This window comes from Metabacillus sp. YM-086 (assembly GCF_048059995.1).
In the GTDB taxonomy this organism is placed as follows: domain Bacteria; phylum Bacillota; class Bacilli; order Bacillales; family Bacillaceae; genus Metabacillus; species Metabacillus litoralis_B.
The window spans coordinates 1-11,963 of sequence record NZ_JBLUOI010000106.1 but is presented as its reverse complement, the minus strand read 5'-3'; the positions used below and the strand labels follow the sequence as shown (position 1 = coordinate 11,963).

Here is an 11,963-nt window from a genome sequence, read left to right as displayed (position 1 = left end):
CGTTCATAAAGGAGATGAACGACAAAACGCTACCAAAAAAGAGGAAACAGTCGTTCATAAAGGAGATGAACGACAAAACGCTACCAAAAAAAGAGGAAACAGTCGTTCATAAAGGAGATGAACGACAAAACGCTACCAAAAAAAGAAGAAACTGTCGTTCATAAACGAAATGAACGATAAAACACCTCCCCCATAAGTGCTAACAGTCTCACACAAAACAAAAACAGCCCAATCTCACAAAAATTGGACTGCCCGCCATTCTAAAACCCACCTATTTCATATACTGCCCATCCGTCGCCTTCGGAAATCCAGCATTGTCCCACTTATGATCCTTCGCCAATTCACTATCCGTCACCAGGAAGTAATCATAACGCACATACCCTTTCTTATCCGGAACAGGATCATTCCAAGTAGCGTCGACGTTATACCACGCACCATCAATCTTCACTTTATTCCATGCATGAGCCCCACCGTTAGCTGTACCTGTTACATACTTCGTTTCAATATTCAACTTACTTAACAAATAAATCATAGCTTCAGTGTAACCTTCACAAACAGCTGTCCCTTTAATAAGTGCTCCATACACATTATAAGAATCTTCAGGTAGAGAGCCCCGCAGATAATTATCATAATCATATGCCATATTCAAAACTAGGAAATCATGAATGGCTTTCACCTTTTCGTACTCTGACATACCAGGAGTAATGGTTTGAGCCAGAATCTGATTTGCCTTTTGCTCTAACTGACTCTTCATCGATAATATCGTACTCGTAGAGTAAAGATACTTAATTTCAAACCTGCCATCAGACCAGAACAAACTCCCTTTATAGCTAAAATAAAAAAGCTCTGGATGATCTTGAAGTACAGAATTCAATGTTTCAAAAACAACAGCTGAATCCTTTGAAAAACTTCCAACATTAATTTCAGGTTTTATACTAGAGATTCCATTATAAATAGAAGAATAAAGGCTCGGTACACTACCTGTTTCAATTTGATTTCTTAAGGTATTTTCATAGTTTGTAAGATAGTTATTTACAGCAACAGGCAGCGAAGCATATCCACCTGCATCCTTAATTTCAACAGCTCTCTTCTTTAAACGATCAAGCTTTGCTAGTAAACTTTTTGCTTCATTAAAGCTTCCTTTTTTCACATTTGCATCGATTTGCTCTAGCAAACGAAGCTGTGATACTTCATAAATGACACGTTCTCTTGAAATTTTGGCTGGTCTTACAAATTCGTTCAACAAATACTCCCGCTTTGAACTGCGCGGAACCTTTCCTATAGCTCTTTCTGTTTTTCCGATCATAGCAGAAAAATCATCATATAAAGAATCAACTACCTCAATATTCCCTTGATTGATTGCTTTATCAAATGCTGCTTGCTTCTGTTTTAATTGATTAGCTACGTTTAATGCATCTTTATATGGAACTTCCCAGGAACCAGCATAAGCCTGTACTTGAGAGAAGCAAAAAAACAGGATAACTAGTAACAAGGTTCTCCTTAGCATCAACATCCTTACTACCACCTTTTCATAGAGTTACTAGAATTATAGCAAACTTTCATCAAAAACAATCAAACTTCCCCACAATGGAAAAATGTAAACAACGTTTTGACAATGTTTTTACATTTTTTACATAATTTTTACGACAATTTACATTAGATAAACACTTGGTTAACAAAACTCTATTAATATAATACTAGTATTTATGATAACTAGTAGGAGGATGAGCAATGAAAAGTAAAGATCTTTTCAAGAAATTAGTCCCGGTTACAATTCTATCTTCAGTAGCAATTGCGGGTGTTATTGGGGCAACATCAAACACAACTGTTTCTAGTGCGAAAAGTAAAGGCGATCCAGAAATTAAAAACGTTATCTTTTTAATTGGTGACGGTATGGGTCCATCTACAGTTGCGGCACACCGCTACATGAAGAATAATCCGAAAACAAAAGAAATGGAACCAACGGAATTCGACAAGTATTTAGTAGGTATGCAAACTACATATCCTGATGATCCTGCCCAAAACATTACTGACTCTGCATCTGCAGCAACAGCAATGGCATCAGGGATCAAAACGTATAACAATGCAATCGGTATGGACGCCGACAAAAACCCATACGAAACAGTTCTTGAGCAATCAAAAGAAATGGGGAAAGCAACTGGTTTAGTTGCAACTTCTGAGATTACACATGCTACACCAGCTGCTTATGGTGCACATGATGAGAGCCGTAAAAACATGGATGCAATCGCTGATGACTACTTTGATGAGCTAATAAATGGCCAACATAAATTAGACGTTCTTCTTGGCGGAGGATTAAAAAACTTCTCAGCTGATATTCGTAAAGATAAGCGTGACCTTGTAGGAGAATTCGCGGATGCAGGTTATACAACTGTATCAACAAAAGAAGAGCTTATGAACGATGATAGCGAGCAAATCTTAGGATTATTCGCTGATGGTGGTCTTCCAAAGATGATCGACCGTCCTGACAGCATTCCTTCTTTAGAAGAAATGACTGAAACAGCAATCGAGCGTTTAAGCAAAGATGAAGATGGTTTCTTCTTAATGGTTGAAGGAAGCCAAATCGACTGGGCTGAGCATGACAATGATGTTGTTGGCACAATGAGTGAAATGGAAGATTTCGAAAGAGCATTTAAAGCAGCAATCGACTTTGCTGAAAAAGATGGTCATACATTAGTTGTTACAACTGCTGACCATGCTACTGGTGGTTTATCTCTAGGTTCTAATACAAAAGCTGCTCCAAATGGAGACTATAACTTCCACGTAGCACCAATTAAAGCATTCTCAAAAACTCCTGACTTCATTGCAGCTGAAATCTTTGCTGCTGGCGACAAAGCTGATGTTGAAGGAATCATGAAAAAGTACATTGCAGCTGATTTCTACAGCAAGATCACTAAAGAAGAAATTCAGGCTGTGAAAGATGCAGCTGTTGCGAAAAACGGTACAGCTATCGATAATGCAATTGAAGCAATCGTTGATGACCATTCTGTTACTGGTTGGACTACTGGTGGACACACTGGTGAAGATGTACCTGTATATGCATATGGTCCACAAAGCGAGCGTTTTGCTGGATTAATCGACAATACAGATCAAGCAAAAATTATCTTTGATCTTCTTGAAGAAAACTATGTACCTGGTGATGACAATGAGGAAAAGCCAGAAACAGGTAAACATATTGGTCGTATCTTAATTAAGAATGACACAACTATGTATAAGCCTAATGGTGATGTATTCCGTACGTTAAAAGCTGGCGAAGGCATTCGCGTATTTAGCTCAGAAGACGGTGTGTATGACGTAGGTGGCGGCTATACTGTTAAGCATGATAATTCAAAAGTAGTATTCTATGTTGGTTTTGTTACTATTAAAGCTGATACTTCTTTAATGAAAGATGGTAAGGCTGAAAAAACACTTAAAAAAGGTAACATGTACCGTGTTTATAATGTAGATGGAGATCAAATCCATGTAGGTGGCGGATACTACGTTCAAGCAGATAGCAAAGTATCTTATGCAAAACACTAAGATATAAAGAAAAAGCTTTGTAGGATCTTTCTCCTACAAAGCTTTTCCCTTAATCAATTCCTTCTATTAGGATAGCGGTTATTCTCTTTAGAAAGCTCATAATAATCCTCTGCTTTCTTAAAATCTCCAGTTTCTTCCGCAGCCTTACCAGCTTGATAAAGCAACCAAGCATGATTTGGTTCATATTGTAATGACTGTTCCAGTAGTCTTAATTTCTTATCTCCGATTACCAACTCATTTTCTACGGCAAAGCGGACATAATCAGTTTCCCATGCGTTTTTATCGATAGCCTGTAGAATCCATTGCTGTGCTTCTTCTCTAGTCAATGAACTGTTTGCTGCTTTATACGCTGAATCGGCATTAATAAATTGGTAAGATAGCCAAGCACCACTAACAAGCAGGATGAATGAGATCGATATCGCCATTTTGTTTCTTAAAGAAGATAGCTCCAACTTCTTTGGAGTGACTAAAAGACACAACAGAAAAAGTAAAAAGAAAGGATAGGAAAAAGTAAACTCCAACATTCCGTGTATTAATAAAAAGAGAAAAGCAGGAAACGCCGCTGCATGACTACGCCATAAACGATAGCCAACTTTAATTAAAATAATACAAACATAGATCAGTCCAACGATCCCAATTTCAATCCATATATTTATAAAGCTATTATGAACTTCACTTGTTAAATACGGAGAAGATTGAATACGATACATGAACAGCTGCCAGGCTTTTCCGCCAAGTCCTATCCAGGTAAATTGCTCCCAATGTTCCAGCGAATCCTTCCAATACAGTACTCGCTCTGAAAACGTACCAACATCAAAACCTAAACGACGTTGTAAGGAGTCAGGTAAGATTCTGTAAAACAATCCTTTCCAATAAAGGTCACTCACTGTTAAAACGATAAAGACTATTAGGGCTAGTGGAAAGATATGACGGTTCTTAAGGTTAGGTACTTTCTCTAAAACATTAAATCTGTCTCCAATCCAAACAATGACACCTAAGAACATCAGTGAAATTATCGATAAAAATGTAATTTTAATCGTACCACTTAACGTAAATAACATATAAAGAAGAGTTCCACCTGAAATCATAAAGGAAGATAAAAGAAAATATTGTACATGCCGATTTGCTGATACAACATAAAATGACATCACCCATACTGCGGCAAATAGAAGCCATGCCCCTCGAGACTCTGTTAATAAAAACAAAGGCCATGCCGGCAGGACAATGAAACTATGAAGGAAGTAAAGATGTTTTTTTGACTCCTTCATAGCTTGGACAAGATGAAACAAAATGATGGCAGCAAGAAAGGATGCAAAAGCATTTGGGTATTGCAAAAATCCTCCAAGGCGCTCACCAAGTCCGGAAAGTTCCTTAGATAAAGGTAAAATAAAATGTGGAAACGAAATGATTTTTATTAAAATAAAATAGGTTCCTATAATCATTGTCCAGCTTAGAGCAGTAAGGATTAGTGGTAGTTGCTGACTGGGGTTTTTTAGGTGAATAACTAACACGCCAAAAGCAATAACCGTACTCCAAACTAGAAATTGATCCAAGGTCCCCTGAACAGATTCAACACCAAAGAACAGAGTAAACAAGTATAAAAGAGGTATCGGCAATAACCATAGAGGAATATAAATAGGTTGATGACGTATGAAACGAATGAGTAAATAAATCCCTACGAAAGCAAACAGTACGAGGGAATATTTGTACATTAACTCACTAGGGTAAAGCCCGAAGCTTATGAGAGATAACAATAAAAAAAGATAAATGATAAATACCATTAGACGCACCTTCCGTAAACTACATAAGAAAAAGAAACAGCCATGTAGCTGTTCCTTCCTCTTTCTATAATCTTACCATAATAATCAACTAATACTTTAACGCATGTAATGTAGTTTTAATTTGATCAAGACTTTCAATATACTCACTTTGCGTTAAGAAGATTGTGTTTGTATTTGGATTTTCAGCTGATAATCTTATATACCCACCTGTATAACCCAAATTATATGTTCCTAATTTGTCTCCATTATTTGAATAAACATAAGCTTTATTATCATCAAATGGAGTAAATAGAATCTTGTTATTAAGTGGATAAAGAGATGCCCACTCTGTATAAGGAATATTTGATTGCCAACTGAATTGGCCATTCGGTGTGATGCTTGCGATATATTCACTAGTATTCATATAAAGCTGGTTAGTAGAACTGAAGAAGCTGCTGTGAATATAGTCATCCGAAAAGTCAGGGATAATCTCAATCTCTTTTTGAATATTTCCATTAGCATCTAAAGAATAATAGTGTGAACCAGTTAAGATTAAAGTGCTTAGTCCATATTCACGTAAATCATATACATACCCAATATCATTTGCTTCCCAGTTCTTTTCGCCCTCAGGATTAAAAGAATAAAGGGTATCTATTGAAGAGAAATAATCATCTCCACCATAAATGATATTTACATACACGTTATGATCAACTTTCAGTAGCTCAAAATGGTTAATGTAATTGATCTCTGGGTTGTCAATCGCTAGACTGTTAGTCCACTCTTCATTTCCTGTATTCGAATACTTTGTTAGCGTGCTATCTTTCCAATTGTTTATGTCGATATTTATCACATAAACTGATCCATTTGGTCCTAGTTTCATATCCCAGGCACCAGTCGGCTTAGAGAGTGAATATAGAAGCTTACCGCTAGATGAAACAGCATGAATTTTATCTTTTACAACTAAGTAAACTGTTCCGTTTTCGCCAATTAGGTAGAAATCTTCAAATTCCATGCTTTGATTTACTGAATAAGTCCATTCTTTTTTTCCATCGGTTGTGTAGGAAGTAACGGCTCCCTTTGTATAGTTAATTGTCACAATTCGCGGGTCCTTCTTTGTGCCGCCTAGTTCAACTCGGTGATCTTTTACAGTCCAAGAATTCTTTTTTGTTCCATTCTCATCAAAAGACATAATATCTGCCTTGTAGACTTCATCAACAATATTATAATTTCCATAAAGTAGGCTGCCGTCGTCTTGAACATTTCCTTCAAATAATGGTTCACCAGTAAATGAGGCTTTCCAACCGTCTTCAGGGTTGCTAGTGTTTAGTTCAGATTCAATGTTGCTTTCCCACTCTGTTAAGGTGTTAGTGATTGTTTCGGGAACAGCTTTATATCCGCCCGCTTCTTTAATTTCAACGGCTCTTTTCTTTAGGCGCTCTAACTTTTCTAAATTGCTTTGCACTTTATCGAGTTGGCCTTCAATATATTGCTTTTCGATAATGAGTAATAAACGGTATTGAGAAACCTCATAGATCACACGTTCTCTCGCAATTTTTGCGGGACGCACATAGGTATTGTTCAATTGATCTCGGTTAGATTTTCCTGAAACCTTCCCAATGGCTCTTTCCGTTTTTTTAATTTCATTTGACATAGCATCATATTGATTATGTATGTCCTCAATATCACCAGCGTTAATTGTTTGTTCAAATGATGACAGCTTTTTCAGAAGTCCTTGACCAAGTGCTTTTGCATCATCTTTTGCAGCTGCATGAGTGATGTTGGCACTGAAAATAAGAGTGAAAATAGCTGTTAAAAGAAATAGTGCTTTTTTCAATGGTTGAATCCTCCTATGAAATATAATTCTATAAACCTATGAATATATTACCATAAAATGAAAATATTTAAAGTTGCTTAGGAAAGGATCTAGTAGATAAATGGGAATGAAATCCTAATTCTAAAGTAGTGCTTGCATGATAAAATGACGAAGTAATCTATTATTTATTTTTACCGTAGAGGAGATCGTCTGTTGAAAAAATTACCGATTATTGCTTTATCCGTAGGTTTACTTGTAAGCCCTATTAGTCCATTAGCAACTGAAACAACTGCCCTAGCAGCTCAAAGTCATACCAACTATGATGCAGCTGTGGAGCAAGGTAGATCGTTAAATGCGATTCTATCAATTTATAACAATGCTATTAATAAAGGTGAGCTTATTACGATTGACATGTTTTATGATACGTTAACAAGTGAAATTCGTCAGCTAGAGATTAAGATCGGAAAGGTATCAGGAGCTTCGAATCGTGAAAGATTAGCACAAACATACTTAGTTCCCGCAAAAATAGCTGTTGAGCGTACGATCTATGAGGTGTCTCAATCTCGATTAATGGATGTTATTATGGAAGATATTTTTAATTATGAATTTGAAAAAGTTGAAAGAAACACGGCGAAGCTTGAGCGGTTAAAACAACGCGCAGTAGCAATTAAACAAGCCGGTGGTTATGCAGCATTGCCAGCGGTTATTGACCAGGACTTAAGATATTGGGAAGCTGATTTACAAGGCTTTTATTTAAGTGAACTTCTTTACGAATATAGTGATGCTATTGATTATTATGAAGATATTGACATGGCAAACGAACTGTACAACAACCTAACAAAGCAAATGAAGCTAACTCAACAAAAAATTGGGAAGGTAGCAGGAAAAGCATACCGTGCTGAGCTTGATGAATTCTATGTACTACCAGTAAAAATGGAAATTGAACGCACAATTTATGAAATTTCCCAATATCGTTTATTAAATATGATTTCTGATGACTTGTACTTAAATTCTGATGCAGAAAAAGCACAAAAAGAATTTGCTAAACTTGAAAGATTAAAAAATAGAGCAGTTGAAATCAAAGCTACCGGTGGTTATGCAGAGCTTGTAGCAATTGAAGAGTATTTAAGGAATTTGGAATTTGGATTAACTGATTATCTTAACTTGTTGGTTAATGGAGGAGAGCTTCCAGTAGACACGGGTGATGCTGTTAATGAACTTTGGTCAGCCATTTCAAATAGTGACACGACGACTGTTCAAACTCTTCTTACTGAGAACACATTTAACTTAAATGAACTTGTTGTAACAGATAACACGATGAATTCGGACATGCTTGTTCTTCAATATGCTGCTGAGTATTCAAATGTGGATATTGTTAAATTATTAATTGATCATGGAGCTGATCCATTACAAACGAATATACATGGACAAGATGCAATGGGCAGTGCGATTATTGGCAACAATATTGAGATTGTTCAATATTTCTTAGACAACCATTTTGATGCGAGCTATGTGAATGTCGATGATAATGTGTTCCAGCGTACACCGTTAATGTATGCAGCTGGTCATGAAAGACCGGAAATTACTCAACTTTTGATTAATTCTGGTGCCGATCTTAATGCACAAGATCAAATGGGACAAACTGCACTTATGTGGGCTGCTTCTTATAATCATGTTGAAACAGCTAGAGTCTTACTTGAAAACGGAGCAGATATAACACTTGTTGATGGAAGTGGTTTAACTGTTTTTGATATGCCTTCTGCTGATTATGAAAATTATGAGGTGATGGTGGCTTTATTAGATTCCTATAGATAATAGATGTAACAGAGAGCAAAGACGCTCTCTGTTATTTTTTATGGGTTTGCACCTTTTCAACATAAAACGATAGAAACCTAAATAGTGTAATAGTATAATTATCCTATTATTAGAAAAAAAGGGACACATTGTAGGAAATGTAGGAGGTAAACATGCGAACAGCAAAAGCACTACTATCTATTATTTTATTTTTATCACTTTTTTCATTCTCGTATCCAACACATGCAGCAAATACTGCACTTAAAGATGCTGAAAATGTAGGGAATATGCTGCTGCAAAGGCGCGCCAATATGGAGGCAGCTATCAACAAAGGTGACCTGGAAACAATTGATATGCTTTATAACGATTTCACAGCATATATCACCAAAACGGAGCGGGCAATTGGTAAGGTATCCGGGAGCTCTACTCGTTCAAAGCTACTTAACAAATATGTAAAGCCATCAAAAATAACAAAAGAACGAGTGATTTATGAAGTATCGCAAATTAGATTATTGGATATCATCGAAAGATCTTACTTTGATGGGAATGGACAAAAAGCAACAAGTGATTTAAAAAAATTAGAGCGTTTAAAGAAAAGAGCCGTTGATATTAAAAAAGCTGGTGGCTATGCACAACTGCCAGCAGCGGTTACAACGTTTTTAACGAAAACGGAAAATCGAGTAAAAAATACGAATCTTGTTCAAAAGTTAGGTCCTCAATTAACAAATATTAATGTATCAGTTGCAACGTTTGGCACGAGCTCAAATGGAGAACACCTTATGCTATCTGTTCTACAAGGACTTCCGGCGACGTTAGCTGTAACAAATCTTTATACAAAAGAACTAGTTGACGTAGAACCTCTTGCTAACACAACGGCAGGCTGGTCAATTGAAGAAGGTCCTGCAGGTACGTTTTTCATCGGAACCACACCAAACGAATTATTATACAAATACGATGTGAACAAAAAACAGCTTACGAAAATTGGAAAAGCTACAACAGAAAATAATACGGTTATTTGGGATCTTGATTATTCAAGCTCAAGCAATGCGTTTTATGGTGTTACTTCAAATGAAGGAAAGGCCTTTAAATTTGTTGATGGCAAAGGCTTTTATGATTACGGCACGATTCTTTCAGGTAAAAAGGATGCGAAGAGTGTTGCTTATGGAGACAATGATTATCTCTTTGTTGGCTTAGGTTCTCCGGCAGAGCTTGTTGCACTTAATGTGAAAACGAGAAAAAAAGAGCTGCTCTTACCGAGTGCTTATAAAAATGAAAAGAACATTCAAGCTTTAGATGTTGTTGACAATCTTTTGTTTGTGAAGGTAAATCCAAGCGGAAAGATTTTATACTATGATGTGAATTCAAGGAAATATCTTGGTGAATTTGCAGCAGACTCTTTTGGTGTATCTGCGAAATCGCCTAGAGGAAATGTTGTGTACTACGGCTATCAAAATTCGATCTATTCGTTTAACTTAACAACGAAGGAACGTAAGCTTTTGGTAGATCGTAAGGTTCCGGGTACAATTGTTTCCTTTGATTTTATCGATAACGATACACTTGTGGGCAAATTAGGTAGTAATGAGCGTTATTTTACGTATGATTTAGACAGTCAGCAATTTCAACATGATTTAATGACTCTACCTGCCCAACCGATTGAATTACATCATATTGGTTCTGATGGTCAGGGAAATGTGTTTAGCAGTGGATTTTTAAATGGTAGTCTTGGTATTTATTCGCCGAGCACGAAGAAAACTGAGGTAAAAGGAACAACTGGTCAGGTAGAAGGCTCTGCTTATATTAACGATAAGATGTATTTGGGTGTTTATCCGCAAGCGAAGATGATTGAGTACAACCGATCTACTGGAACATCTAGAGAGCTTCTTAATTTAAGTGGATATGGGCAAGATCGACCAAGTGCTGTTCTTCATCTTCCGAATACAAATAAATTATATATCGGAACAACACCACGTTCAGGGTATAGTGGTGGAGCGTTAGCGATTCTTGATGTTGGTTCGAATAAAGTCACTGTTAAAAATCAGCTGATTAAAGATCAGAGCATTGTGTCATTATCATATTCAAAATCCCAGGGAAAAATCTATGGAGGAACATCTATTTTTGGAAAACCAAATGTAGATCCTGCTAAAACGAACGCAACATTGTTTACAGTTGCTGCGAATAATGCAAATGCAGTCCCTGTTATTATAAAGATGCCATTTAAAAATATCCGTTTTTATTCAGCTCTTGCTGTGGCAAATGACGGAATGATTTGGGGATTAGCAGATGAAATTCTTTATGTTTATCATCCTGCTAAAGGTGTCGTGTTCAGCAAGAAAATTGTGAACGATGTTTCAGGTCATTCACCAAATGGTTCCTTATTAATGGGAAAAGACGGATACCTCTACGGAGTTGTCGAAGGAACGATCTTCAAGATGAATCCGAAAAATCATAGAATCACCTATTTACGTCAAAAACGAGATGTAAAACAAGTGATTCAATCTCCAGATGGAACGATTTATTTTCATGATGGAGTTAGTTTGTGGAAGTACTCCCTTTAATATGATTTAGTAAAACACCTTGTATTCCTTACAAATACAAGGTGTTTTTTATTCATAAAATAAGAGATATTGTACAGGCTAATCAATAATATCTGTCAGTGGGAGTGTCATCCATGGAATTATTTGAACGACATAAAATCATAACGACGGACAATGAAGTTGTGATTACTCTTTATTTAGATTCTTTTTCAACAGAATTTTCAAGTGAATTAGGATTTAAAGGGAAAATAGATGATTTACATGCAACGGCAAAGGAATATATTCAAAAACGTTTTCCTGAAATTAAACATGCGACAGTAAAGGTTGTAGCAGGAGTTGTACTTGTTTCAGCTTTTTCTCTTCATACGACGCAAAAAGCTTCAGCACATGTTGCTGATTTTAATATGACATATTTGTACTTTGGGAATACCAAAAGCTACATAAGTCAGATTGATCGTACAGGAGGAAACCTTAATCTTGTTTCACCTAGTTATTTTGATTTGAATAGTGATGGCTCATTAAAAT

5 protein-coding genes and 2 pseudogenes are annotated in these 11,963 nt (G+C 36.4%); 4 read left to right on the top strand and 3 right to left on the bottom strand.

The annotated features are described in order from the left end of the window. Window positions 1–271: 271 nt before the first annotated feature. Window positions 272–1,513 carry a transglutaminase domain-containing protein gene (locus ACEWK1_RS25255; RefSeq protein WP_212135669.1) on the bottom strand — a complete coding sequence of 414 codons (1,242 nt, stop codon included), beginning with the start codon at window positions 1,511–1,513 and terminating at the stop codon, window positions 272–274. Window positions 1,514–1,731: 218 nt separating this feature from the next. Here ACEWK1_RS25255 and ACEWK1_RS25250 point away from each other — a divergent pair. Next, window positions 1,732–3,141: pseudogene (locus ACEWK1_RS25250) on the top strand (alkaline phosphatase); the annotation flags it as partial. Window positions 3,142–3,590: 449 nt separating this feature from the next. On the opposite strand, the gene ACEWK1_RS25245 reads toward ACEWK1_RS25250, so the two are convergent. Together ACEWK1_RS25245 and ACEWK1_RS25240 are read right to left on the bottom strand one after the other, a co-directional pair. Beyond that, window positions 3,591–5,318, bottom strand: coding sequence for an O-antigen ligase family protein (locus ACEWK1_RS25245; RefSeq protein WP_212135671.1), 1,728 nt, complete (start codon window positions 5,316–5,318; stop codon window positions 3,591–3,593). 88 nt (window positions 5,319–5,406) lie between these two features. Beyond that, window positions 5,407–7,131: a hypothetical protein gene (locus ACEWK1_RS25240; protein ID WP_212135673.1), complete on the bottom strand. Its 1,725-nt coding sequence runs from the start codon at window positions 7,129–7,131 to the stop codon at window positions 5,407–5,409. Between the two features lie 192 nt (window positions 7,132–7,323). On the opposite strand from ACEWK1_RS25240, the gene ACEWK1_RS25235 reads away from it, so the two are divergent. The 3 genes and pseudogenes from ACEWK1_RS25235 to ACEWK1_RS25225 all read left to right on the top strand — a co-directional run. Then, complete coding sequence (locus ACEWK1_RS25235) at window positions 7,324–8,925, top strand: ankyrin repeat domain-containing protein (RefSeq protein WP_212135675.1); 1,602 nt, start codon at window positions 7,324–7,326, stop codon at window positions 8,923–8,925. A gap of 152 nt (window positions 8,926–9,077) precedes the next feature. Next, the gene (locus ACEWK1_RS25230; protein WP_212135677.1) at window positions 9,078–11,459 is read left to right on the top strand and encodes a hypothetical protein; all 2,382 of its coding nucleotides are present in this window, start codon (window positions 9,078–9,080) and stop codon (window positions 11,457–11,459) included. Between the two features lie 113 nt (window positions 11,460–11,572). Beyond that, window positions 11,573–11,963, top strand: a pseudogene (locus ACEWK1_RS25225) (glycoside hydrolase); the annotation flags it as partial.